Annotated in this window: 28 protein-coding genes; 16 read left to right on the forward strand and 12 right to left on the reverse strand. The window is 32.1% G+C overall.

The genetic code is table 11. The annotated features are described in order from the left end of the window. Positions 1-214: 214 nt before the first annotated feature. The 4 genes from ABI657_RS07400 to ABI657_RS07415 form a co-directional block, all read right to left on the reverse strand. Positions 215-979 (reverse strand): SDR family oxidoreductase, encoded by a 765-nt coding sequence (locus ABI657_RS07400; RefSeq protein ID WP_348096604.1) that lies wholly within the window; start codon positions 977-979, stop codon positions 215-217. Between the two features lie 93 nt (positions 980-1,072). Then, a complete protein-coding gene (locus tag ABI657_RS07405; RefSeq protein ID WP_348096605.1) occupies positions 1,073-2,002 on the reverse strand; it encodes a helix-turn-helix transcriptional regulator in 930 nt (309 codons plus the stop codon). A 65-nt stretch (positions 2,003-2,067) separates the two neighbouring features. After that, entirely contained in the window at positions 2,068-2,628 is a 561-nt protein-coding gene (locus ABI657_RS07410) for a 2'-5' RNA ligase family protein (RefSeq protein WP_348096606.1), read from the reverse strand. A 1-nt stretch (position 2,629) separates the two neighbouring features. Continuing rightward, complete coding sequence (locus ABI657_RS07415; RefSeq protein WP_348096607.1) at positions 2,630-2,959, reverse strand: hypothetical protein; 330 nt, start codon at positions 2,957-2,959, stop codon at positions 2,630-2,632. 160 nt (positions 2,960-3,119) lie between these two features. Here ABI657_RS07415 and ABI657_RS07420 point away from each other — a divergent pair, with 160 nt between their 5' ends. Then, positions 3,120-3,281, forward strand: coding sequence for a DUF1328 family protein (locus ABI657_RS07420; protein ID WP_348096608.1), 162 nt, complete (start codon positions 3,120-3,122; stop codon positions 3,279-3,281). Positions 3,282-3,359: 78 nt separating this feature from the next. Continuing rightward, positions 3,360-4,007 (forward strand): DUF5661 family protein, encoded by a 648-nt coding sequence (locus ABI657_RS07425; protein ID WP_348096609.1) that lies wholly within the window; start codon positions 3,360-3,362, stop codon positions 4,005-4,007. 49 nt (positions 4,008-4,056) lie between these two features. Here ABI657_RS07425 and ABI657_RS07430 read toward each other — a convergent pair whose 3' ends face one another. Then, complete coding sequence (locus ABI657_RS07430; protein WP_348096610.1) at positions 4,057-4,521, reverse strand: hypothetical protein; 465 nt, start codon at positions 4,519-4,521, stop codon at positions 4,057-4,059. A 140-nt stretch (positions 4,522-4,661) separates the two neighbouring features. After that, positions 4,662-4,979, reverse strand: a complete 318-nt coding sequence (locus tag ABI657_RS07435) for a hypothetical protein (RefSeq protein WP_348096611.1) — start codon at positions 4,977-4,979, stop codon at positions 4,662-4,664. A gap of 191 nt (positions 4,980-5,170) precedes the next feature. Between ABI657_RS07435 and ABI657_RS07440 the strand changes: the two genes are divergently transcribed. From ABI657_RS07440 to ABI657_RS07450, 3 genes are all read left to right on the forward strand, one after another. Further along, positions 5,171-5,743 (forward strand): ferritin-like domain-containing protein, encoded by a 573-nt coding sequence (locus ABI657_RS07440; protein WP_348096612.1) that lies wholly within the window; start codon positions 5,171-5,173, stop codon positions 5,741-5,743. Between the two features lie 73 nt (positions 5,744-5,816). After that, positions 5,817-6,548 carry a DNA-formamidopyrimidine glycosylase family protein gene (locus tag ABI657_RS07445; RefSeq protein ID WP_348096613.1) on the forward strand — a complete coding sequence of 244 codons (732 nt, stop codon included), beginning with the start codon at positions 5,817-5,819 and terminating at the stop codon, positions 6,546-6,548. After that, the gene (locus ABI657_RS07450) at positions 6,545-7,252 is read left to right on the forward strand and encodes a DUF72 domain-containing protein (protein WP_348096614.1); all 708 of its coding nucleotides are present in this window, start codon (positions 6,545-6,547) and stop codon (positions 7,250-7,252) included. The genes ABI657_RS07445 and ABI657_RS07450 overlap by 4 nt, the downstream gene beginning before the upstream one ends. Positions 7,253-7,306: 54 nt before the next feature. Here ABI657_RS07450 and ABI657_RS07455 read toward each other — a convergent pair whose 3' ends face one another. Next, positions 7,307-7,807, reverse strand: a complete 501-nt coding sequence (locus ABI657_RS07455; protein ID WP_348096615.1) for a pyridoxamine 5'-phosphate oxidase family protein — start codon at positions 7,805-7,807, stop codon at positions 7,307-7,309. 202 nt (positions 7,808-8,009) lie between these two features. Between ABI657_RS07455 and ABI657_RS07460 the strand changes: the two genes are divergently transcribed. From ABI657_RS07460 to ABI657_RS07470, 3 genes are all read left to right on the forward strand, one after another. After that, positions 8,010-8,441 carry a response regulator gene (locus ABI657_RS07460; protein ID WP_348096616.1) on the forward strand — a complete coding sequence of 144 codons (432 nt, stop codon included), beginning with the start codon at positions 8,010-8,012 and terminating at the stop codon, positions 8,439-8,441. Between the two features lie 288 nt (positions 8,442-8,729). Next, on the forward strand, positions 8,730-9,071 hold the full coding sequence (locus ABI657_RS07465) for a hypothetical protein (protein WP_348096617.1): 342 nt from the start codon (positions 8,730-8,732) through the stop codon (positions 9,069-9,071). Positions 9,072-9,324: 253 nt separating this feature from the next. After that, the gene (locus ABI657_RS07470) at positions 9,325-10,152 is read left to right on the forward strand and encodes a hypothetical protein (protein ID WP_348096618.1); all 828 of its coding nucleotides are present in this window, start codon (positions 9,325-9,327) and stop codon (positions 10,150-10,152) included. A gap of 59 nt (positions 10,153-10,211) precedes the next feature. Here ABI657_RS07470 and ABI657_RS07475 read toward each other — a convergent pair whose 3' ends face one another. Together ABI657_RS07475 and ABI657_RS07480 are read right to left on the reverse strand one after the other, a co-directional pair. Then, positions 10,212-10,475 carry a SemiSWEET transporter gene (locus ABI657_RS07475; RefSeq protein ID WP_348096619.1) on the reverse strand — a complete coding sequence of 88 codons (264 nt, stop codon included), beginning with the start codon at positions 10,473-10,475 and terminating at the stop codon, positions 10,212-10,214. A 17-nt stretch (positions 10,476-10,492) separates the two neighbouring features. Then, positions 10,493-11,341 carry an SDR family oxidoreductase gene (locus ABI657_RS07480; protein WP_348096620.1) on the reverse strand — a complete coding sequence of 283 codons (849 nt, stop codon included), beginning with the start codon at positions 11,339-11,341 and terminating at the stop codon, positions 10,493-10,495. A gap of 341 nt (positions 11,342-11,682) precedes the next feature. On the opposite strand from ABI657_RS07480, the gene ABI657_RS07485 reads away from it, so the two are divergent. Genes ABI657_RS07485 through ABI657_RS07505 form a run of 5 tightly spaced genes read left to right on the forward strand, consistent with a single transcriptional unit; the run spans position 11,683 to position 18,244 of the window. Next, on the forward strand, positions 11,683-12,900 hold the full coding sequence (locus ABI657_RS07485; protein WP_348096621.1) for a response regulator: 1,218 nt from the start codon (positions 11,683-11,685) through the stop codon (positions 12,898-12,900). A 10-nt stretch (positions 12,901-12,910) separates the two neighbouring features. Next, the gene (locus tag ABI657_RS07490) at positions 12,911-16,483 is read left to right on the forward strand and encodes a response regulator (RefSeq protein WP_348096622.1); all 3,573 of its coding nucleotides are present in this window, start codon (positions 12,911-12,913) and stop codon (positions 16,481-16,483) included. A 12-nt stretch (positions 16,484-16,495) separates the two neighbouring features. After that, a complete protein-coding gene (locus ABI657_RS07495) occupies positions 16,496-16,861 on the forward strand; it encodes a response regulator (RefSeq protein WP_348096623.1) in 366 nt (121 codons plus the stop codon). Positions 16,862-16,868: 7 nt separating this feature from the next. After that, a complete protein-coding gene (locus ABI657_RS07500) occupies positions 16,869-17,678 on the forward strand; it encodes a protein-glutamate O-methyltransferase CheR (RefSeq protein ID WP_348096624.1) in 810 nt (269 codons plus the stop codon). After that, positions 17,660-18,244 (forward strand): chemotaxis protein CheB, encoded by a 585-nt coding sequence (locus ABI657_RS07505; protein WP_348096625.1) that lies wholly within the window; start codon positions 17,660-17,662, stop codon positions 18,242-18,244. Before ABI657_RS07500 ends, ABI657_RS07505 begins: the two co-directional genes overlap by 19 nt. Before the next feature lie 221 nt (positions 18,245-18,465). Here the strand turns inward: ABI657_RS07505 and ABI657_RS07510 are convergent, their stop codons facing one another. Together ABI657_RS07510 and ABI657_RS07515 are read right to left on the reverse strand one after the other, a co-directional pair. After that, positions 18,466-18,972, reverse strand: coding sequence for a hypothetical protein (locus ABI657_RS07510; protein WP_348096626.1), 507 nt, complete (start codon positions 18,970-18,972; stop codon positions 18,466-18,468). Then, on the reverse strand, positions 18,959-19,750 hold the full coding sequence (locus ABI657_RS07515) for a diphthine--ammonia ligase (protein ID WP_348096627.1): 792 nt from the start codon (positions 19,748-19,750) through the stop codon (positions 18,959-18,961). The genes ABI657_RS07510 and ABI657_RS07515 overlap by 14 nt, the downstream gene beginning before the upstream one ends. A gap of 67 nt (positions 19,751-19,817) precedes the next feature. Here ABI657_RS07515 and ABI657_RS07520 point away from each other — a divergent pair, with 67 nt between their 5' ends. Continuing rightward, positions 19,818-21,878 carry a M1 family metallopeptidase gene (locus ABI657_RS07520; RefSeq protein ID WP_348096628.1) on the forward strand — a complete coding sequence of 687 codons (2,061 nt, stop codon included), beginning with the start codon at positions 19,818-19,820 and terminating at the stop codon, positions 21,876-21,878. Positions 21,879-21,994: 116 nt separating this feature from the next. After that, positions 21,995-22,894, forward strand: a complete 900-nt coding sequence (locus ABI657_RS07525) for a patatin-like phospholipase family protein (RefSeq protein ID WP_348096629.1) — start codon at positions 21,995-21,997, stop codon at positions 22,892-22,894. A 74-nt stretch (positions 22,895-22,968) separates the two neighbouring features. Here ABI657_RS07525 and ABI657_RS07530 read toward each other — a convergent pair whose 3' ends face one another. Further along, the gene (locus tag ABI657_RS07530) at positions 22,969-23,490 is read right to left on the reverse strand and encodes a hypothetical protein (protein ID WP_348096630.1); all 522 of its coding nucleotides are present in this window, start codon (positions 23,488-23,490) and stop codon (positions 22,969-22,971) included. 123 nt (positions 23,491-23,613) lie between these two features. Here ABI657_RS07530 and ABI657_RS07535 point away from each other — a divergent pair, with 123 nt between their 5' ends. Then, a complete protein-coding gene (locus tag ABI657_RS07535; RefSeq protein ID WP_348096631.1) occupies positions 23,614-24,381 on the forward strand; it encodes a TSUP family transporter in 768 nt (255 codons plus the stop codon). Positions 24,382-24,882: the final 501 nt, after the last annotated feature.

Genomic DNA, 24,882 nt, shown 5'->3' on the forward strand with positions numbered 1-24,882 from the left:
CAGCAATAATGGAAGGATGGCAATTATTCTTAGATGTGTCCACACGGTAGGATAGAAGCGGTATCCTTTTTCTGGCTTCTTTAGCCGGAAAAAGATACAAGCGGATAGCAGGAACAGCTCCTGAAAAAAATACTGCAAACCTAATTTAAAAATTTTCCAATAAAAAACCCAACAAACTTTGAAAATCTGTCGGGTCAATATCACAATCCTGAAATTATAAATTCATTCCACCGGAAACTTCAATACGCTGTGCGTTAACCCAGCGGGCATCTTCGGTACATAAAAAAGCAACAACTCCACCAATATCATCCGGCAAACCAACTCGCCCTAAAGCTGTTGCAGCTGCCAGATTTTTGTTTAACTGCTCATTGTCACGAACAGCCCCTCCGCCAAAATCAGTTTCTATCGCTCCCGGCGCAACCACATTGGCCCTTATTTTTCTTTCGCCCAATTCTTTCGCCTGATATTTTGTTAAAGTTTCAATGGCGCCTTTCATAGAAGCATAAGCTGCATATCCCGGAAATGAAAACCGGGCAAGACCTGTAGATATATTAACAATTCCGCCACCGTCATTCATTATATCCAAAGCTTTTTGGGTCAGGAAAAAAGGGCCTTTGAATTGAATATTGGTTAGTTGATCAAATTCTGCTTCAGTTGTTTCCATAAAAGAATTATGAATTCCGATTCCGGCATTGTTGACCAGAAAATCAAATTTATCGGTTTTAAAATTGTTTTTTAAAACTTCTGAAACATTCTTGAAAAAAGCATCAAAACTGCCAGAATCAGCTACATTTAATTGAACTGCCGTTGCTTTTTGTCCTAAATCCTGAATTTCTTTTACCACCGCCTCAGCTTCTTCTTTTTTGCTGTTGTACGTTATAATAACATCTATTCCTTTTTTTGCAATTGCAATTGCCATGTTTTTACCTAAACCCCTGCTGCCGCCTGTTACTAAAGCGATTTTTGTATGAACTGCCATTTTATATTTTGTTTTAAATTGATTCAGACAAAAGTAGGAGCAAAGTGGTTTTTATGAATTGTAAATATCAAACAGATGTTTACGAAATTCAAATCATGAATTCGTACGAAAAGCTAAAGGTGTTAAGGAAGTTTGTTTTTTGAAGAAATTAGAAAAATGTGCCAGTTCTTCAAAACCAAGTGAATACGCAATTTCAGAAATATTCCAATGTGTCTCCTTTAAAAGAATTTTTGCTTCATGGATTACCCTGCTGCTGATTAATTCTGTGGTTGTTTTTCCGGTATTTTCTTTTAAAACCTTATTGAGATGATTGACATGAATTGATAATCTTTCAGCAAAATCTTTGGCAGTTCTTAGTTCCAGCTTCTGATGAGGTGATTCTATCGGATATTGCCTTTCTAATAATTCAGCAAATAAAGAGGAAACCCTTGTTGCCGAATTGTGTTTGGAATATAAAGCTGTAACCGGCTGTAATTTTTGTCCGAAGTGAATGAGTTCTGCCACATAATTCCGAATCAAATCATATTTATAAAGATAATCGGAGTTGATTTCTTTTTGGATTTTATTGAAAATCAATTCGGCTTCAATGACTTCATCATCAGAAAGTTGGAAAACAGGATAACCGTCAGAAGCAAAAATAGGAAGTCCGTCTAAATCAATACCACTTTTGTTTTTGGATAAAAATTCGCTGGTAAAAACACAAAATTGACCGGATTGATCGGTGTCTTGTGGAACGTAGTTGTATGGAATTTTTGGAGTAGCAAATAAAAGAACCTGTTTTTCAATTTGTATTATTTTATCAGCGTATTCAGCCCGGTTTTCACCTTTTATGAGGCTTATTTTGTAGTAAGCTCTTCGGTCATAAGGCATTGCGGGTTTGTCTTTCATTCGCTCCATCAGTTCCTTAATGTCGAAAACATTAAAATGGCCTATTTCTTTTTTGATATCGTTGGGCAATAATGATCCTGGTTCGATGTTGGAACCTTCGGTAATATCCTGATAAAAAGAATCTAGTGATTTCATATTGAAAAATTGTAAAATTCAAATATACGAAATCAAATTAGGATTTAAAAAATTTCTCTTTATGATTAAAACAAACTCCCCTGAACTAACTCTGGTTGTGGATTATTGCCAAACGAAAAAGTATCAATTACAAAAAACTGTTTTTTAACATGATCTAATTCACGTAAAACAATTTCACTGCATAAAAAATGGATGTCAATCGTAGTGAAAAGCTGAGACGCTATTTTTAGACTTTCAGGAGTTAGTTTTCTGCCGACAGATATATGGGGATCATTGCTTTTTTTAAGATTTGAAAGGTGTAATGCATCCTGGGTTTTTTTCATGATTGGTTTCAGCTTCATTTTAGAATATTCATTCGGATCAATGTAAAATGCGCCACCTTCATAAGAGCCGAAATGATCTAAATGAACGGTAAAAGATTCAAAAGTATCGCAAATTTTAAAAAGCTTTTGTTTGTATTCATTTATTTTAGAATCGTCAATTGTAAACTCACAGATAGTAATATGCGCCACAGAGTTACAGCTGTTATACCAATCAATCTTGTTTTTTAGATAATCCTTCATTGTTTTTACACAATCAATAACTTCCTGCGAAGGATAAATAGCTACGGAATATTTTTTTTCCATCTTACAACTTTCCCTTTTTATATAACCGATCATAGATTTCAGACTGAAGCAAGCCACTTCCTCCACCAAAATGTTGAATAACTTCGATATCCGGGTGGTTTTCTATGCAAAAAGTGGTGAAATCTTCTTCAATATAATCTTCAATTCCTGAACTCAGTAAAACAAAATCAGGTTTATTTTCTAAAAAGTAATCCTGAGCCAGTTTTTCATCATTAAATCCCACACCATACCAATCTCCATTTGCATTTACAAGCCGAAGTAAAATTTCAAGTATAGCCTGATTTTTACCTAATATTAAAAAATCATATTTTTTCATGGTCAAATGTTTCATACAAAAATAGTTTATTAGCTATTGATGCAACTTAACCTATATTAAGAAAAATACTATTTGATTGAGATAAAAAAATAATGTTTAGAGTTAATTCATTGTTTATAAAAGAAGGATATTTGAATAGCAAACAAAATCAATTAATTAACTAAAATCACAAAGTATGTTACGTTGGACAGTCATTTTTATCATTCTAGCTATAGTAGCCGGAATTTTTGGTTTCGGAGGTATTGCCGCCGGAGCAGCAAGTATTGCTAAAGTATTATTCTTTATTTTCATAATATTATTTATCTTATCCCTTATTAGCGGAAGAAGAAATATTTAGAGAAAAATATAAATTAAACGAACCAAACGACACATATATTTAGGTACATGTGTCGTTTAATTTTTTAAAAAATAGCATATGGGAACAAAAAGCGGTACCTATCAGGATATATATATTAAAAGGGATAATCAATTTATAAGTTTAAAAGAGGATGTGACAGTTTTTTGTGAAAAATATATCAAACCGGTTCATCATGATAATTGGGACTGGTCGATACGCGATTTTGAAAATCCTGAAAATGAACCGACAGCTGCAGAAGCAAGGGCAATTGCAAGCGTTATTTTTAGGGATTTGAATGAAAAAACAAATACAGAAGTTGATCTTTCGACAATGAACAATGTAGAAGCTATTAAGGCCTATTTGAATCCGCAAAGTAAGTACGAAGAATTTAATATGGAAGAATTTGCTTTTGCCTTAAAAGTGGAATTGGAACATGGAAAGATTAAAGATGTTAATGTCACCAATAATCATCCGTTTTTAACTGCCATGATTGCATTGGCCCATATGACAGAAACCCTGACTTATTATAAAAGGCTTAAAGTTATGGAAGCAGAAGGCGAGATCTATGAAATCATGCGTAAAATAGAACAATCAACTTCAGAAAAAGAAGAATTATACAAACAATTGCTTGAGGTAAACCAGGAATTGAAAGAAGCAAAAGAAGGTTTGGCAGAACGCCTCGAAAAAATGGATGATATACCTACATTAGAAAAAATAGGGGATTAAGAAAATAATAAAAGCCGCAAATTGCGGCTTTTATTATTTTTAAAAGAAATTAAAATCTTCTTGGATCGTTTTCCGGATAGCTTTCTTCAGATTCCTCTTCTCCGATTTCTAAATCATCAAAGTCATCTTCTTCTTCTAAATCATCATCTTCGAGATCTTCATCATCTTCAGTTTCATTAAAATCATCTGAGGGATTGTCGAATTCATCATTTACCGCTAAATCTTCATCATCATCATGTTCAAGATCTTTTGGACTGTGAAAGTCGTCATCCAAATCATCCAGATCATCCTCATCATTTGTAATGGTTTCCTGATCAGGATTAGGGTTGTTTGGATCGTATCCGTTTCTGATGGTATAACCGCGGTCAGCAATTTCCTCATTGGTTTGATTGATCTCATCATTGTCATAGAATTCTTTATCTACAACATCATTTCTTTCTCCTGTATGTTGATTCTCGTTTACAGCATCTTGTGTGTCATATAAAGGATCGCTTCTTCGTTCTGTAGTATTCATGATAGTGTTTTTTAAATAGTTATAAATACAAATCTATTGATGATTAAAAGGAATCGGTTATAGAATTTTTATATGTAATTCTATAATTTACAGATGGTTGGGATTCTTATCGTCAGATTTGTTTGCAAATGAAATAATATTTAATCATTTCTTTGCTGTAAATCATCTGTATCTAAATTCTCGTCATTTTGAATGCCTTCTTCCTTATTATCTTCTTCAGGATTTTCATTTTGGTAGAATTCATCATCTTCCTGATTATTCAAAATATGGTCCTGCTCGTTTATTACCTGTTCTTCATTTGGAATATTTTCATTTCTTAAAATATTGTCCTTTTTAAGAAGATTATTAATAGCGATATCAATTAGCATCGCTGTTTCAACATCTAAGTATGCACCTTGATATTTATGAGAGAAATAAACTTCGGATTCTTTGTTTTTATATTTTTGATCTGTTGACATAATACAATTTTTTTGCTGTTTCTATTCATACAAATCTATGACTCATATGTAAAGAATATTTTACAGGATTTTAGAATGTACTTTCATAATATTCAGGTGCTTATAATAGAACTTTAGAATTGAATAATATAATCAAGTAGCTGATTTACAGAAGTAATTTTGAAATATGATAATCTAAAAATTTACATATTATGAAAAGTACAGATAATAAAAAAGAAATCAACCAGAGCCAAGAACCTAAAAAAGGGACAATTAAAGCAAAATCGAATGCTGCATCAGGACTAACGGAATTATTTGAAGATGGTCTTAAAGATATTTATTGGGCAGAAAAGGCACTGACAAAAGCGATACCATTAATGGCTAAGAATGCTACTTCTGCCGATTTAATCGAAGCACTTAATAGTCATCTAACCGAAACGGAAGATCAGATAATTCGTTTAGAAAAGGTATTTGAATTGATAGGAAAGAAAGCCACAGCAAAAAAATGTGATGCTATGGAAGGCTTGATAGAGGAGGGAAAAGGAATTATTGAGGAAACTGAAATTGGCGTTGTACGTGATGCAGGAATTATTTCTGCAGCCCAAAAAATTGAGCATTATGAGATTGCAACTTACGGAACATTAAGACAATTTGCTGAAACTTTAGGGTTTGAAGAAGCTGCTGCTTTATTAGAGGAGACATTAGATGAAGAAAAAGGGGCTGATAAAAAACTTACCGAGGTGGCTGTAAATGCAATTAATGTAGAAGCTGCAGAAGCAGATTAAATAAAAAATTAAAAAAGAAGTGCTGATAAGAGCACTTCTTTTTTTCTGTAATGTATATCTAAAAATTAAAGAAATGCCAGAAGGTCCGTCAATAGTAATTTTAAAAGAAGCTGTCCAGCAATTTGCCGGTAAAAAGGTAATTGATGTTTCAGGAAACACCAGTATTGATATTGAAAGAGTAAGGGATAAAAAAATCATGTCTTTTAAAACCTGGGGAAAACATTTTTTAATTTGTTTAGATGGCTTTACCGTTAAAATTCATTTGCTGATGTTTGGTACGTATCTGATAAATGAAAGAAAAGAAGCGATTCCCAGACTAAGTCTGGTTTTTGCAACTGGGGAAGTTAATTTTTACACGTGCTCTGTTAAACTTTTGGAAGGTGATATTAATTCCCATTATGATTGGAGTGAGGATGTAATGAATGAAAATTGGAGCCCTTCTAAAGCAATGGAAAGCCTTAAAAAAAATCCAAAACAAATGATTTGTGATGCCTTGTTAGACCAAAATATATTTTCTGGAGTAGGTAACATTATTAAAAACGAAGTTTTGTACAGAACAAAAATCCACCCTGAATCGTTAGTAGGTAAAATTCCGGATAGTGAACTTGATATAATTATCGATGAAAGTACTATTTACAGTTTTCAATTTTTGGACTGGAAGAAAAAAAATGAATTAAAAAAGCACTGGCTTGCCTACGCCCAAAAAATTTGTCTCCGCTGTGATCTTCCTTTGGAAAAAAAATATAATGGAACAAAAAAGCGCAGAAGTTTTTTTTGTACCAATTGTCAAATACTGCACCAATGAAAGATGCTGTTTTAATTGGCTGTTCTAGTTTTAATAACAGATACTGGAAAGGGATTTTTTATCCCGAAGATCTGCCAGCTGCTAAGTGGTTTGAATATTATTGCCAATATTTTGACACCTACGAATTTAATGGAAGCTTTTATAAATTTCCAACAGTAAAAATATTTGATAACTGGTATAAAAAAGCGCCTGACCATTTTATGTTTTCCGTAAAAGTGCCAAAAGAAATTACACATATCAAAAAGTTTAAGAATTGCAGTGATTTAATTTCAGATTTTTATGCCATTTGCAAAAGCGCTTTAAAAGAAAAGTTAGCATGTATTCTGTTCCAGTTGCCGCCAGGTTTTGATTACAGCAAAGAAAGGCTTAATCTAATCATTAGCAGTTTAGATCCAAATTTTACTAATGTAATCGAGTTTCGACATGAAAGCTGGTGGAATGAAGAAGTGTGGGAAGCTTTTCTTATGCATGATATTACATTTTGCAGTGTCAGTTATCCAAAACTTCCGGAAACTTTTTTTACTGAATTCCCTTTGCTTTATATAAGGTTTCATGGTAATAAAAAACTCTTTTATTCTGGTTATTCTGAAGGAGAATTAATTCAGATAAAAAATAAAATTGAAGACAAAACGGCCTTTGTTTATTTTAATAATACTGCCGGTACAGAGGGGATTTTAAATGCTTTGGAATTTAAAAAGTTATAAAAAAAGGCCAATTCTTTTTATTTAGAATTGGCCTTTTTTTTTGATATTTTAAAATTATAATTCCAGGTTTCCTTCAATCCCGTCATCCATGGTTTTTCCTGTAAGTAAAGAAACAGTCATTTTTGCTAAGGCTGCCATTTTACCATTTTTATTGTTCCAGTAATATCCGTCTTCCGGTGTAACTTTTATAATGCTTAAGTTGGGATCATCTTCTCCTTCAGGCATCCATACTTTGATGATAGGATTCCATAAATCCTTAATTTTTCTTCGGTCATATAATATGGTTGCATTTCCATGTAATGTCAGGAACTTGTCATGAGGTTGAGCGAAAAATACCTCTACTTTTGAATTCATGTTTATTTCATCGTTTTTATTGCTGTTTTTATCTGATAGAAACCAAAGATTTCCATCTTCGTCAATTTCCTGAACAGACATAGGACGGGATTGTAGTCTGCCGTTCTTGTAAGTACAAAACATACATGTTTTTATATCTTCAGCCAGATCTTTTATTTTTTCTGTGGCCGAGTCATTTCTAAGGTCTTTATGATCTCCCATATTTATTTATTTATTTTTTTATTAAAGTTTCTTTATAATTATAAAGTTCTTACTATTTTGGCTTAAATATTTTATATAATTCAGTTTTAACATTGTCATTTTTCTATTTTCAGAAAAAATATTTAGGAAGCGATGTATGCATATAAAATTCATTATTTTAACTATCTTTGGCGCTGAATACTTCTAACTTTCAAAAACTAACATGACTGACTTCACTATATTTTATACTGATGATGATGAAGACGATTTGAGCATTTTTACGGATGCTGTAGAATCATTACCAAAAAAAATAGAGCTTATGACTTATAATGGAGGAGATAAATTGTTAAAAGCAATTTACAATCCGCCACCTACACCTAATCTTGTTTTTTTGGATTTGAATATGCCGGGTAAAAATGGATTTGATGTACTTTCAGAACTTCGGAACTCCGAAACAAAAAGTAATATCCCGGTAGTTATATTTTCGACTTCAAACGAGCCGACAATTATTGAAAAATGTCGAAACTTAGGAGCAAATTTTTTTATTACCAAACCAGTATTAATGAAAGACATTGTAAAATCTATCGAACATGCTCTTGAAATTGACTGGACCAAGTTTGTTCCTACAGACCGTAATTTTGTATATAAATCATAAATAGAAAATAGATTAATTTATTGTCCCTTGTATTCTTCAAATAAAAGAATACAAGGGATTTTTTATTTCAAATCAAAACATTAACTAATTGCGTTAATTACTCGTTCATTTCTGTTATACTGATTCATAAAACAAATTCTCTTATTCAAATTATCCATCACCAAGACTTATTATTAATATTTCTTTTTAAAACTAAATGAGATAATAAAAATATCTATTGAGTTAATCAACACCTGTCTTATTAAGGAAATTTACTAAAGGAATTTTATAAATATTAAAAACAGCATTATGAAAAAAGAATATGCAAAAGAAGAGACCGATTATATAGACAAATATCAGAAGAATGGTTATTGTGCTAATTTTTTATTTCAAAATAATTGCCTGATAGACGTTGATACTAAATACGGATATAAACCTGCTGAAATTTTTATTGTCGCCCATCACCGATATGAAGGAATGAGCAATCCTGACGATATGTCTATATTATATGTTATTGAAACTTCTAACCAGGTTAAAGGGACTTATTTATTAGGATATGGACCATCTGCTGATTTAGAAGCAGCTGAATTCTTTAAGGATATCCCTGAAGAGAATTATTCTACAAATGCTGATATTAATAAGCTTACATAGCAGATACATAAATTATTTAAGTGATAAAGGATCATACTTGATTTTTTATTTTGCTGGAAAACAGTTGTTCAAATTTATTGGGCAGCTGTTTTTTTTTAATAATTTTATTAAGTAAAGTATTAATTATGAAAGGCATATAAAAAATTATATAACATTTTAAATCCATAGTATAGCGAAATTTGTAATGTAAGAAAAAGAAAAGAAAACTTTTTTTTACCATCTAAATTTTATACAGAATTTTAAAAGTTATATAATGAAAAAACTATACTTAAATACAGGCGGATTAGAAACTATTTTTGAAACTCTTCAGGATAGTTTGCAAGGAACCTTAAAATTAGATAATGATCAGTACAGTTTACTGGTAAAATCTAAATCAGCTAGCGGAACTATTAGCGGAGTTTCATTTACAAAACAATTGACTTATTTAGATTTTGATATGGAATTTAATGATGATGTGGTTTTAAGTATGGAATCTTCTGATAATTCACCTGTTGTATTTGCATATTGTACACAAGGGAATGTAACTCATAGTTTTGGAATTAATGGTGAGAAGAAAAACTTAAAAGAGAAACATTCAGGAATTTTAAGAAATACTTCAAATATTAACAGCGTTTTGTTTTTTAAAGCTTTTGAACGTGTTAAGTTTTCTATTATAAGCAGTAATGTTGCCAGCCTGCAAAATGTTGAAGATTCAAATCTGTTTTCTGATTTAAAGGAAATGTTTGCTAAATCATCTGATAATTATAGATATGTGGGGCCGTTAAACTTAAAAATTGCTGAAAAATTAGAAGAGTTTAAAAATGTACCTCAAAAAGGAATAGTTGGAAATCTATTAAAAAAGAGAATTTTAGAGAACATACTTGAAACAGAAATCATACTGCATAGTTATGGTTATATCAGAGCAATACAGCCAATTATAGCTTTAGCAAATAAGCAAATCGATGATCTTAAAAGAATTTCAAATTTAAATATTTCAGAAGTACTTTATGGAGTTGGTCAGGCAGGGCGCCATTTACCTCGTTTACTGAAAGGAAAATACCATTTGGCATTTAGTTTCAATACTCTAAAACGAGTTAGCTAACAGAGCATTACATATTCTTTCTTTACGAAAAAACAGCTTTTATAAAGCTGTTTTTTCGTTTAACTTTCTTTTTCATAGTAAATAATAAAGTAGACCATTATTAAGTTCAGGACTAGCGAAAGACTATTTGTTATAATGATGGGCAAGTCGTTTTTAAGTATTCCATAAACAACCCATATTGCAATTCCGAAAGTCAGAATGCTAAAAGTTAATAATGAAATCTGTCTAACTTTTTTTGTTTTAAAAACTTTAATAATTTGAGGTATTACAGAAATAGTTACGCATGCTCCTGCAAAAAGTCCAAGTATATCGATACCATTCATAGTGTGATTTTTTTAGTTTAGCCTCCAACAATTTCACCCCCATTTATATGAATAAACTGCCCGGTAATATAACTGCTGTCTTCACAAGCCAGAAAAACATAAGCTGGGGCAACTTCAGAAGGCTGGCCGGCTCTACCCATGGGATTATCTTTTCCAAAATCTGAAAGTTTATCAAAGCTGGCAACAATCAATGGTGTCCAGATAGGACCAGGTGCAACTCCGTTTACCCGTATTTGTTTTTTAGCAAGCATAGCAGATAGGGATTTTGTAAAGCTCACAATTGCTCCTTTTGTGCTGGCATAGTCAACCAAATGCTCACTGCCGCGATAGGCAGTTACAGAACTGGTATTGATAATGGTATCACCTTTTTGTAAATATGATAGTGCTGCTTTTGTAATATAAAAATAGGGATAGATATTGGTTTCAAATGTTTTTTTAAGCTGCGCTTTTGTAATATTTTCCAATTCATTTTCAGGAAATTGTATGGCTGCATTATTGACCACAATATTGATTTTTTTAAAATGTGCATGGCATTTTTTTACAGCATTTTTACAAAATGCAGCATTCTTTAAATCTCCGCTTATTAACAGACATTGCTGCCCCTCTCTTTCAATCATTTCTTTAGTATCAACTGCATCTTTATTTTCTTTTAGATACACTATGGCAACATCAGCACCTTCACGGGCAAAATGCACGGCAACACTTCTGCCAATTCCGCTGTCACCACCAGTTATAAAAGCGACTTTTCCCAGCAATTTTCCACTGCCGGTATAGTTTTCACGTATTATTTCCGGCTCGGGATTCATTTTGTATTCATTACCGGGCAGGTTTTGTTTTTGTTCGGGAAATGATTTTGTTTTTTTCATGATGTTTAAATTTCAGATGTCAATTATCTAAATTATAATTATCAAATGCATTTCTTTAACTGAAAAAAAATAAAGAATATCTCAATAGAAATTATTAAATTGGAATTGGTTTAAAATGTTTGATCAAATTTTTTAATATACAAAATATGCAAAAAGGTGACTTAAAAAATAGTTTTTTTATTTAATAACATAAAAAATGCAGTTTCCTTTATTTTTTTATAAATTTGATAGCTTATCTTAGTAATCATTACTTTAATAGGATAACTAAAAAATCAAAATCAATTTAGTAGTTAATAAAAAACTATTATTTTATTAAATTTATAATATTTTACCCCAACAGAATGATATTAATTGTAGATGATATCCGGGCCAATATAATAGCCCTGAAAAAAACTTTGGAACTGCATGATATTGAAGTTGATAGTGCTGATTCCGGAGAGGAAGCATTAAAAAAAGTGTTGAAAAAAGAGTATTCCCTTATTATCATGGATGTTCAGATGCCAGGACTGGACGGCTTTGAAGTGGTGAAAATTTTATCAGGAAACACAAAAACAAAAGATATTCCGGTTATTTTTTTATCAGCAATCAATATTGATAAAAAATATATTTCTAAAGGATATGAAACCGGAGGAATTGATTATATCACAAAACCTGTCGACACGGATTTGCTTATTTTAAAAGTAAAAACATACATCAAAATCTACAATCAGCAAAACGAACTGAAAATAATGAAAGATTTGCTGTCAAAGGAAATCAAAATCAGAAAAGATGCTCAGGATAACCTCGAACTCAAAATTGCTGAAAGAACCAAAGAACTCGTTTCAAAAAATGAAGAGCTGGAATTCAGAAACCACGAATTACAACAGTTTTCATGGGTAGTTTCGCATGATCTGAATGAACCAATCCGTAAAATTCAGATTTTTATCAAAATCATCAAGGAACTTTATTTGGTGAATGATGAAAAGGCGATTGATTATGTAAACAGAACAATCAAATCTGCTGAAAGAATGCAAACTCTAATTACAGATTTGTTGGCCTATTCCCGGTTATCATCAAAAGTTTTACCTGAAAAAACAGATTTAAATGTTGTTTTGCAGGAAGTATTATCAGACTTTGATTATTTGATAGAACGAAAAAACGCTGTAATCAAAACAAATGAGTTACCTACAATTGACAGTATTCCGAGTCAGTTAAGACAGGTATTTCAAAACCTTATCGGAAACGCACTCAAGTTTTCTGCAGATACCAGAATTCCTCATATCGAAGTAAGTTCAGAACTTATAGAAACGAAGGATTTTGATGGTAAAGTTTGTAAAAATGGTAAATATTGCCGAATTACTGTAAAAGACAATGGAATTGGTTTTGATGAAATATATCTTGATCGGATTTTTATTATTTTCCAGAGTCTTAACGACCGTCAGACTTATGAGGGAACAGGAATAGGCCTGGCAATCGCTAAAAAAATAATCGAAAAACACAACGGACTCATTACTGCAAAAAGCCAGGTAGGGGATGGGGCAATTTTTATAATGGTATTGCCATTACAATATGAAGAATAATACAATTTATATGAAAAGTAATAATTTTAAAAGGAATTTATTAATCAGTTCGTTTTTTTCGTTATTGATACTAACAGTTAGTTCGCTGGCTTCATTTCTTAGTATTAAAAGTTTATTAACCAGCAACTATTGGGTTAATCATACCCAGGATGTTATTTATAATCTTAATGAAGGTGCTGCTGTAATAACAGATGCACAAACCGCTATGCGCGGATTTCTAATTACCGGTGATGATCATTTTCTGCAACAATACTATGATTCTGAACAAGTTTCTGATTCTTTTTTTGAAAAAATTGAAGATATGACTATTGACAATCCTGTTCAGCAGAAAAACTTAAAAGAACTAAAGGTACTTAGAGGAAATTTCTTTACATATATAAACAATCAGGTTGTAAAAAAACGGTTAAATAAAAATATAGTCACTTTTGATCTTAACGAAGGTAAAAAGATGATGGATAAATTACGAAGTTATTTTAAGCGTATAGAAAGTACTGAGCGTCAGCTCTTAAATGAGCGGAGTGATAACTCACAAAGATATGGGACTTATAGTTTTGTTTTAATAATTGCCGCATTTATAATCTCCTTGATTATAAGTATCATATTTATGGGCAGAATTTTGAAAGATTACAATGAACGTACTTTACTGCAGAATGAATTAATTAAAAAAGACAAGGAAACTGCTGAAAGAATTGAAGCTATAAGTGCCATCTCAATCAATATTTCAAATGGAAATTTTGACACCCTTGTAGATGATACTAAATCGGATGCATTGGGGATTGTTGGAGAATCTTTGAATAGTATGAGTATTTCATTAAAAAAATCATTTGAACTATTATCTCAAAAAGAATGGCTGCAGACAGGAATTGCAAAGTTGAATAACGTAATGTTAGGAGATAAGGAAATGCATGATTTATGCCAGGATATTATTGAATTTTTATGCAGCTATACCAACAGCAATGCAGGTGTTTTATATGTTTTAGAGGGTGATGAACTGTTTGCCAAAGCGGGTTACAGTTATATTCCGAATAAAAAGAAAGAACGTATAAAAAAAGGAGAAGGTCTAATTGGTCAGTCTATTGTTTCAGGTAAAATACTTGAATTAAAAGAATTGTCTCCGGAAGATATTCAGGTAAGTTACGCTTTAGGAGAAATAAAGCCTGCACATATAGTTGCAGTTCCATTATTGGACACCAAAACTGAAGGAGCAATTGAACTTGCTAGTATTAGTGAATTTTCACCACTTGAGTTAGAATTTTTTGAAATCATTTCAAATAATATTGGAATTTCCTTAAAGGCAACAAAAAACCGTGCAAGGGTTTTCGAATTGCTGGAAGAAACGCAATCCCAATCAGAGGAATTACAAGCCCAACATACAGATTTGGAATCAATTAATGCAGAGCTGGAAGCACAAACTGAAAAACTTCAGGCTTCTGAAGAAGAATTAAGGGTGCAGCAGGAAGAACTTCAGCAAATCAATGAAGAATTATCTGAAAGAAGTGTGCTGCTTGAAGAAAAAAATACTGAAATTCAAAAGAAATCAGAAGCCTTAGAATTGACGACGCGCTATAAATCAGAATTTTTGGCCAATATGTCACACGAGTTAAGAACTCCTTTGAATTCTATTTTACTCTTAAGCAGATTATTATCTGAAAACAATAATGAAACTTTGGATAATGAAGAAATAGAGTTTGCAAAAGTTATCATGAGTTCAGGAAACAGTTTGTTAGGCTTAATTGATGAAATCCTTGATTTGTCTAAAATTGAAGCAGGAAAAATGGAACTGGAATTTTTAGACGTTTCAACCAAAGAAATAACGGATAATATATCAGGTTTATTTACACAAGTAGCCAAAGAAAAAAATATTGATTTTGAGATTATTTCCAAGGAAGCGCCAATTGTTATCAAGACTGATAAAATGCGTTTGGAACAAATACTAAAAAACCTAATCTCAAATGCCATTAAATTTACAGAGAAAGGTTCTGTAAGCCTGGAAATTAAAATCAATACAGATGATGACAAAATAATCTGTTTTATCGTAAAAGATACCGGAATCGGCATACCATTAGATAAACAGCCATTAATTTTTGAAGCTTTCCAACAGGCAGATGGATCTACTAAACGTAAATATGGAGGAACCGGTTTAGGATTGTCTATCAGCAGGGAACTGGCAAAATTACTTAAAGGAGAAATTATACTCCACAGTCAGGAAAATGAAGGAAGTACCTTTACCCTTTGTCTGCCTGTTTTTGGATCAGAAATGAAAAAAATGGTTATTGAGAAAGCACCACCACTACAAATTGAAAAATTTGAAGAAACACAGGAAAAGGACGTAAAAAAGAAATATATCAGTGCCAAAATTCCTCAGGAAATAGAAGATGACAGAAGTTCAGTTTTACCTGGTGATAAAGTAATTTTAATAGTAGAAGATGATATAAGTTTTGCAAAATCTTTATTAACGTATAGTCGGAAAAATGGTTATAAAGGGATTGTAACGGTTCGGGGTGATTATGCTTTGAATTTTGCATTGCTTTATAAACCAGTTGGGATTTTACTTGATATCGAATTGCCAATAAAAAGTGGTTGGGAAGTTTTGGAGGAATTAAAAAACAACTTGCAGACCAAACATATTCCGGTTCATATTATGTCGTCGCATAAATTAAAACAGGAAAGTTTATTAAAAGGAGCAGTAGATTTTCTCGAGAAACCTGCAGCATTCGATAAGATCCCTGAGGTTTTCATGAAGATTGAACATATTATCAATAAAGAATCACAAAAAGTATTAATTATAGAAGATAACCCTAAGCATGCTAAAGCATTGTCTTATTTTTTAGAAACATATAATATCAATTCTGAGATTAAAAGTGATGTTGCTGATGGAGTTACGGCATTAACTAAAGCAGATGTTGATTGTGTTATTTTAGATATGGGAATTCCGGATAAACAAGCGTATCAGATTTTAGATAATGTTAAAAAAAGTCCAGGCTTGGAAAATCTTCCCGTAATCGTATTTACCGGGAAAAGTTTATCGATAAAAGAAGAAGTTAAAATTAAAAAATATGCTGATTCAATTATTGTTAAAACAGCACATTCCTACCAACGTATGCTCGATGAGGTATCTCTTTTCCTGCATTTGGTTGAGGAAGATAAAAGTTCTGGTGGCAAAAAAGAAAATTATAAAAAACTCAATCTGTTAAATAATATTTTACTGGATAAGACAGTTTTGATTGTTGATGATGATGTACGTAATATCTATTCATTGACCAAAGCTCTGGAAGTTTTTAAAATGAATGTAATAACTGCTTTTGACGGTAAAGAAGCTATTAAAGTTTTAGAGGAAAACCCTAATACGGATATTGTCCTTTTAGACATGATGATGCCGAATATGGATGGATATGAGACAGCAGAAAAAATAAGAAGCAATCCTAAGAATTTATCACTTCCACTAATAGCCGTTACAGCAAAAGCAATGACGGGAGATCGGGAAAAATGTATAAAGGCAGGTGCTTCCGACTATATTACGAAACCAGTAGATATTGATCAGCTGCTTTCATTGTTGCGTGTTTGGTTATATGATAAAGTTTAAAAATATATTAAAATGAATAAAAAAAGGCTTTTAATTGTTGATGATGATTCAAGAAATATTTTTGCCATGGTTAATACTTTACGTGCAAAATCATTTGAATGTGTCTCTTGTTTAAGTGCTGAGGAAGCTTTAAAAATATTGAGTTCTGACGAAATTATTGATGCTGTGTTAATAGATATGATGATGCCGGAAATGGACGGTTACGAAGCAATTCCCCTAATTAAGAAGATTTCATCCAGAAAATCCCTTTTTATAGTGGCTGTAACTGCTCAGGCGATGCCTGGTGATAAAGAAAAATGTTTGGATGCAGGCGCTGATGATTATATCTCAAAACCTGTAGATGTGGATAAATTGCTTATAGTATTAAGCAAAATTTGAAAAGATTATGATAGAAGACATCGAGTTAGAAACCCTTATAAATGACGTATATGAATATTACGGGTTTGACTTTGGAAGTTATTCTAGAGCCTCTTTAAAGAGACGTGTTAACAGAGTGTATCAATTAGATGGATTTAATCACTTTCATGAATTTCTTTCAAAGGTCCGATATGATCCTGAATATTATAGACATATGGTTGACGAAATTACGGTTAATGTTACAGAAATGTTTCGGGACCCTGCCGTTTATGCTGTAATACGAAATCAAATATTACCACAACTGGCACCTAAACCATTCATTAGGTTATGGCATGCAGGCTGCTCTACAGGCGAAGAAGTCTATTCAATGGCGATTTTATTAAAAGAAGCCGGACTGTTGCACAAATCCCTAATTTATGCTACCGATATAAATGAAAAAGTATTAGAAACAGCAAAAAAAGGAATTTTCCCTTTGCGGATGATGAAAGAATATTCAGAAAATTACAGGGATTCTGGTGGAAAGGAAGATTTTTCAAGTTACTATACCGCTAATTATGGCAGCGCTAAATTTGATGCAGAATTAGGTCAGAAAATGGTATTTTCGCAGCATAATTTAGTTTCAGATACTTCATTTAATGAGTTTGACTTTATTTTATGTCGCAATGTTTTGATTTATTTTGACAATGACTTGCAAAAAAGGGCCATTAATTTATTTGATGAAAGCTTGTCTGTTCTTGGTTTTTTGGCATTAGGAACCAAAGAAACCATAAAATATTCGATATCGTTAAATAAATATAAACAACTCGATAGAGAAAAAATATGGAGGAAAGTAAAATAACAGCAGATTGTAAAGTCATTATTATAGGAGGTTCTGCTGGCAGTTTACATGTTTTAATGCAGGTGTTACCTGAACTGCCTATAATAAAAAGGCTTGCCATTGTAATCGTTGTTCATAGAAAAAGTACAGATGAGGAAACGCTAGAGGAACTCATTAAATTAAAATCCAATATAGAAGTAAAGTCCGTGGAAGATAAAGTATCATTTTTACCTGGATTTATTTACGTGGCGCCATCAAATTACCATTTATTGTTTGAAAAAAGCAACCAGCTATCACTTGATACTTCTGAAAAAATAAATTACAGCAGACCCAGTATTGATGTTTCATTCGAATCGGCGGCAGAAATTTATAAGGATCAGTTAATAGGAGTCTTATTGTCAGGGTCTAATTCTGACGGAACTGAAGGATTAAAAGCAATTCAAAGTTTTGGCGGAATTATTGTTGTTCAGGACCCTATTTCCGCCGAAATGCCATTTATGCCAACCCATGCAATCCAGAATACGACACCTGACTTTATTTTGAATGTTCAGGAAATTATTCAGTTTATCCTATCCCTAGATAATTAATTTATAGAGCTAATTATACCATAATTATTAATGAATTTGCCTATTTATGTTCTGGTAACTGGGTTTCGCAAACCTATAGGCAATTTTATTAAAAAAATGGACTTTATTTGTGTGGACGTAGTTTGTCCAGTTTTATCAATAATCTTTTGAACATCGTTTTTATCTTTTTTTAGTATAAAAAAACCGGGAACTTTATTGAATTTACTAATTTATCGATAATTTCAGTCTCTTAACCATTTTAACATTTTAGGAAAAGCTTCTTTACCTTCTTTTTCTGCACGTTCTTTTCCTAAAGCAAGTCCAGCCCATTCCAGAAAAGGTAAACCAATGTAATTTCCGCTGTTAAAATTTGAAATAAGCCACTCCGATCCATTTTTGTATCCCTTAGGATGAAATACAAATTCGACTGGCAATGCTAAGTGTCTTACTGCTGCAAAAGACCAGAGAATTGCAGCAATCTCTTCTCCTTGGCTAGGCCAGTCGCTAGCCATTTCATCTGTACCTGCTATTTTTCTCTCTTCAGCAGTAGTTACAGCCAAATGTCCCGCTTCATGCAGAATATCGCCCGGATATAATAATTTTTCAAAATCAATATAAAGACAATTAGGCCCTAAACTTAATCCCGGCAAAAAAGAAGTTTGAAGCTCTTTTTCGATTATGTCAATCCCTATTTCGTTTAAGAATAACAGGAGTTTTTTTAATTCAGGAAATTGCTTATTTGTTGTCATGGTGAAAATAATTAGGTATTAAGTCAATATACCAAAATCCGTAATCAAAAGCATCAGAAGAGTTTTTATTGCAAGCTATATCTGATGACTTCTGATTTTTAGGTTTTTCATATTTGCGATATACGGTTTCGCCAATTTTAAAATGAACAGCTTCAGAAAAAATCGGCCCATCAAAAGTAAACGTATGGAATTCACCATTTTCTCCACAAACATCTACATCTTCGGGTAAATCATTGATGAAATCCTGATCTATAATCCGGCCAACAAAACTTTTGTCGAGAAAGCTTTCGTTTACACAAACTACAATCGTTTTAAATCCTAAACTTATAAACTCCTGAATCAAATCGTGTGTTGGAATTTTCCATAATGGGAATTCGGCTTCAAAGCCAATTTCGGATAATTTATCTTCCCGGTATTTTCGCAAATCTTCTAAAAAAATGTCTCCAAAAACCGAATGGGTAATACCTTGCTTTTTTAATTCGTTTAAGGTTTCGGACATTACATTTTCGTAAACTTCCATAGTTGGCATTTCCGGAATCTCGATGACTTTTAATGGCAAACCGATACTTTTTGCCTGACATTCTAACAATTCTACTCGGACGCCATGCATAGAAATCCGCTGATATTGCTGGTTGACACTGGTCAGTAAACACTCAATTTTGAAATCAGGATTTTGAAGGATTTTGTATAAAGCCAGAGCAGAATCTTTTCCGCTGCTCCAGTTAAATAAAGCTTTTTTAGGTGTTAACACGATCGTATAATTTTCTAATGTAAACATACAAATTTCATTCGATTTGTTGATGAAACCTTTGTAACTTTGGATTTTTGCCTTCAAATTTATTTAAATGAAATACATCCTATTATTTATTACCAGTTTTGCTTTTGCCCAGCAAACCCAATTTGTTGATTTTAAAACGGTTTCTGGTCAGTTGAAATTTAATACCAGTGAAAAATTGGTTTCCGGTTCTGTCGAATATCAGTTTGAAGTTCTACAACCTGTTGATACCATTAAGGTTGACGCCAAAAATATGGACTTTACAAACGTAGCAATCAATGAAAAGGAGGTTGTTTTTATTAATACGGGTAAACAATTGCAAATCGGCTATCATTTTCAAAAAGGAAAAAACCAGCTGACTTTTGAATATAAGGTAAAACCCAAACAGGCTTTATATTTTGTAGATATTGAGAATTCAGAAGTGCAAATCTGGACACAGGGACAGGGGAGATACACAAGTAATTGGTTTCCTAGTTTTGATGATGTGAAGGAAAAAGTAGTTTTTAATTTAGGAATTACTTATGATAAGAATTACGAGGTTGTTTCGAACGGAATTTTACAGGAAAAGACGGAGAACAACAATCAATTTATTTGGCAATATAAAATGCAAAACCCAATGAGTTCTTATTTATTGATGCTTGCGATTGGAAAGTTTGATAAAAAAGAATTCAAATCAAAATCTAAAATTCCTTTGGAATATTATTTGGAGCCTAAAGATACAAATCGTTTTGAACCTACCTATCGTTATTCTAAACGTGTTTTTGATTTTTTGGAAAAAGAAATAGGAGTGAAGTATCCCTGGAAAATCTACAGGCAAATTCCAGTACGTGATTTCCTGTATGCGGGAATGGAAAATACGACAACAACACTTTTTGCAACCCGTTATGTGGTTGATTCCATTGGTTTTGAAGATCGGAATTATACTAATGTTGATGCCCATGAATTGGCTCATCATTGGTTTGGAGATTTAATTACCGCCGAGAGCAGTACGCATCACTGGCTTCAGGAAGGTTTTGCAACTTATTATGCTGCATTGGCAGAAAGAGAAATTTTTGGGGATGATTATTTTTATTCAAAATTGTATGATACTGCGCAACAACTAAAATTTGCGTCCAGAACAGATTCGATTCCAGTTTTGAATGCAAAGGCCAGTTCCCTGACTTTTTACGAAAAAGGTGCCTGGGCATTATTTGTTTTACACGAATCGATTGGAGACAGAGCATTTAAAAAAGCCATAAAAAGTTATTTGAATAAATATTCCTACCAAACTGTCAATACACAGAATTTCTTTGAGGAAATTAAAAAAGTATCTGATTTTGATTTGAAAAAATTCCAGAAAACCTGGTTGGAAACGACTGCTTTTGACACAGCTACCGCTAATGCTTTGTTGAGTAAAAATAAAACAATTCAGGAGCGTTTGGAAGTTGATAAACTGAAAAAAACACCATTAACTGAAAAACAGGATTATTTTTTAAAAATTTTAAATTCAGACAGCTATCAATCCGTAAAAGCATCAGTTGTAGATCAAATTGAACCTGAAAAGTATCAAGCTAAAAAAATACTTTTAATAGCAGCTTTAAAAACCAATAATAGTAAGGTTCGCCAGGCTGTGGCTCAAAATTTGTCTTCAATTCCTGAAGATTTCAGAATTAATTATGAAACTTTACTTGATGATAAATCCTATCAGACAAAGGAAATAGCGCTTTATTTTTTGTGGAATAATTTTCCTGAAAATCGTTCGTCATATCTTGATAAATCTAAAAAATGGATTGGTTTCAATGATTATAACCTGCGTACTTTATGGCTTTCATTAGCATTATCTACAACTAATTACAGTGATAATCATGAAGCATTAATTTCAGAATTGATTACCTTTTCTTCTGCAAAATATGAAGCTTCTACACGACAGAATGCACTCGAAAAGCTAATTGCTTTTAAAATTATTAACGATCAGGTTTTGAGTAATTTAGTTCAAGCTACAACACATCATATGTGGCAATTTTCGAAATTTGGAAGAGATACGATTCGATTATTATTAAAAAATCCTGAAATGCATACGTCATTTAATAGAATTTTGCCTAATTTGAACCCCGATGAACAATTCCAATTGGATCGTTTATTGAAAGAGTAAAAGGGAAAAAGAGTGTAAAGAAGCAAGAAACAAGATTCAAGAGTAGGTTAGAGTTATAGTATTTGTTCTTTGCTCTTGCATCTATTCTCTAAAAAAAACAAAACCTAATATTATTTATGAGAGCATTGGTTATATCCGGTGGCGGTAGTAAAGGCGCATTTGCCGGCGGTGTTGCACAATATTTATTGCAAGTTAAAAAATATGAATATGATTTACTTTTAGGAACTTCTACAGGTAGTTTGCTTATACCGCATTTGGCTCTCGGAAATATTCAAAAAATCCATTCGGTTTACACCAATGTAAACATGTCCAAAATATTTAACATTTGCCCTTTTGTGGTGAAGGTCAAAGATGGTGTTGATATCGTAACCATCAATCACTTTAATGTTTTACGCCAGTTTTTTAAAGGAAAAAGAACATTTGGAGAAAGTAAGGGCCTGCAGAAATACATTAAAAAGAATTTTTCCTTGTCGGATTTTAATCAATTGAAAAATCTGAAAAAAGACGTTGTTATAACGGTAACGAATTTTACAAAAAATGAAGCGGAATATAAATCGGTTAAGGATTGTACCTACGATGAATTTTGTGACTGGTCCTGGATCTCCAGTAATTATGTTCCGTTTATGAGTCTTGTTAATAAAGATAATTACGAATATGGCGATGGTGGATTCTCTAGTCTGGTACCAATTAAGGAAGCCATTAACCGCGGAGCAACAGAAATTGATGTGATAATTTTAGAAACGGAAGTCAATATGGAAAAAATGGTTATTGGAAAAAACCCATTTTCATTGATGATTGATTTGTTTCGGATTGCACTCGATCAGGTTGAAAAACACGACATTGCTATAGGAAAATTGATAGCAAACAATAAAAATGTAAAACTTAATTTATATTACACCCCAACAAAATTAACGAACAACGCCTTAATTTTTAACAAGGAACTGATGAAAGTATGGTGGGAGCAAGGTTATGAATATGCTCAGAATAAGTCGGAGATCATGAGTGATAATAGATAGAATATTAAAAATAGTTTTTGGATTCAATACTTGGACGCAGCACGAATCAAAAAAAACATATTTTAAATAAAATATTACCAAAGCTCCGCAACCTCGTTCTTAATATACCCCAAAGCCGCATTGCTTGGCGATTGTTTTTCTAATAAATCGTTCAAAATAACTTCACGCAATTTGTCAGCACTATCAACACGATCGCTCATCGCGGCTTTACGAATAATTTGTATAGTAGAATTTTTGGATGTTGTAATGATTGTCCAGCATTGGTCAGACATGTAGATTTGCTGCGTTAAATTGTGCTCAAATTCCTGCTCGATCTGATCGATAATAAAGTTTTCGTAATCATGCTTTTGCTGAGAAATTGGTGCAATTCGAATCAATAATTTGTTAAGGTTAATGCGTTCCAAAAATAAAGTCATGCGCTCGTATGCCTGTAAACGTATTGGCAAAGATTGTTTCTGATATTCTCTGTTGAGTAAAAAAGCACGTTTTCTGTCGTTGTTTTTGATATGCAGTTCAAAAAAACGATATGCCACAAATCCGGTAACTATGGCAGGTAAGGTATAACTGGCTAATTCTATAATTCTTGTAAAATCCATTTTCAAAATATTTACAGCAAAAATATACTTTTTGCTGAGAAATCACTTTAAAATTATTTAATAAACTAAATGTAAGACTTACTTTTGTTGAAAGTTTATAACTTTTTGGAACATACCTTTAAAATGGATTCATATATAATAATTTTACTTTGTTTGGCGGCTTTTGCCGCAGGATTTATTGATGCAATTGTGGGTGGTGGCGGATTGATACAAACTCCAATGGGATTAATTTTATTGCCAAATTTACCAGTATCAACAGTCGTTGGAACTTTAAAAATTCCTGCTTTCAGCGGGACTGCTTTTGCTGCTTTTCAATATCTTAAAAAAGTAGTTATTGAATGGAAATTGCTTTTGATAATGATGTGTTTGGCAGTTCCTTCGGCATTTTTGGGTTCTACAATATTAACTCTGGTGAGTAATGATTTTATGAAGCCGCTTTTGCTTGTAGTTTTATCTTTATTGTTACTATACACGTATGCAAAGAAAAACTTTGGTCAGCATGTTGCTAAAGACCATTCTGCTAAAACACAAATTTCATATGCTGTCGTAATCAGTATAATTATTGGGTTTTATGACGGATTTATTGGTCCCGGAACCGGAAGTTTTTTCGTAGTTGCTTTTATTGTACTATTGGGTTTTGATTTTTTGCATGCTTCTGCCAATGCCAAAATGGTAAATCTTGCCACTAATTTTGGCTCGATTTGTTTATTTGTTTTAAAAGGAAAAATTATCTGGTCAATTGCAGTTCCAATGGCCGTAAGTAATGCTTTGGGCGGATGGCTTGGTGCTAAGCTGGTCATTAATAAAGGAAATGGTTTTATTAGAATATTCTTCCTGATAGTAGTAATCGGTACTTTAATCCGGTTTGCTTATGATGTATTTTGTAAATAATACAGATTCATTTTTTATAAGCATTAACCCTTTCTTTAGGTATAATTAGTTTTTGATGATGATTTTTTCGTCAGTTCGAGTAATTTTCGATATAAAATGGTATCGAGAATAGAAAAATTATCATTAAAAACGGTTCTCGATACATTTTTTATTCCGCTTCACTGCACAAAAAATACCCTAACTGACTTTTTTAATAATTACACCCAACAGGTTAATCATTACTTTTCAATCGTTATTTGAATTAATTTTTCTATGCTTATCTGCGATTATACCTGTTTAAATTTAACGTACTGTCTTTACAGTAATTGCGAATATGGTATTTACGGATAGTATTTTTTTTATGTATATATTTTATTTTTGTTTAATTTTTTAACATTTTATTTGTTTATTTTGAATAAAATTATATTTTTGTGTAATCGATTACATTTTTAAGTATTTATCTTAGTCCTTAAACTTTGTAAGATTTAGAATGTAGTATTCTAAAATATTTATATCTAACCA

The organism is Flavobacterium sp., assembly GCF_039930565.1.
GTDB lineage: Bacteria > Bacteroidota > Bacteroidia > Flavobacteriales > Flavobacteriaceae > Flavobacterium.